We start from the raw sequence: 255 nt of genomic DNA, 5'->3' as shown, positions 1-255 counted from the left end.
AATCAGTCCCTGAAGTCTGCGACAACCTCAGCATTGGCCGAACCGCGCTGCGTCGCTGGGTCGAACAAGTGCGTGCGGAGCGCCAAGGCGCAACGCCCGTCGGCGCCAAGGCAATTACCGCCGAGCAGCAGGAAATACAGCGACTCAAAACCTTGCTCAGGCAAAAGGATCGGGATATCGAAATCCTAAAAAAGGCCAGTGCTCTCCTGCTTTCGGACTCCAAAGATCATTCGAACTGATCAGCGAGCTGGGCAA

The 255-nt window shown here is 56.5% G+C and carries 1 protein-coding gene; it reads left to right on the top strand.

Features of this window, described 5'->3' with window-relative positions; genetic code table 11:
* Positions 1-239: transposase (locus tag QMX88_RS29400; protein WP_282373749.1), on the top strand; the 239-nt coding region annotated here is incomplete at its 5' end.
* Between the last annotated feature and the right edge of the window lie 16 nt (positions 240-255).

Origin of the sequence: Pseudomonas sp. PS02290 (assembly GCF_029960075.1) — a bacterium.
Classification (GTDB): Bacteria; Pseudomonadota; Gammaproteobacteria; order Pseudomonadales; family Pseudomonadaceae; genus Aquipseudomonas.
Note: the sequence above shows the minus strand (reverse complement) of the source record. Positions and strands in the feature narration are given on the sequence as shown.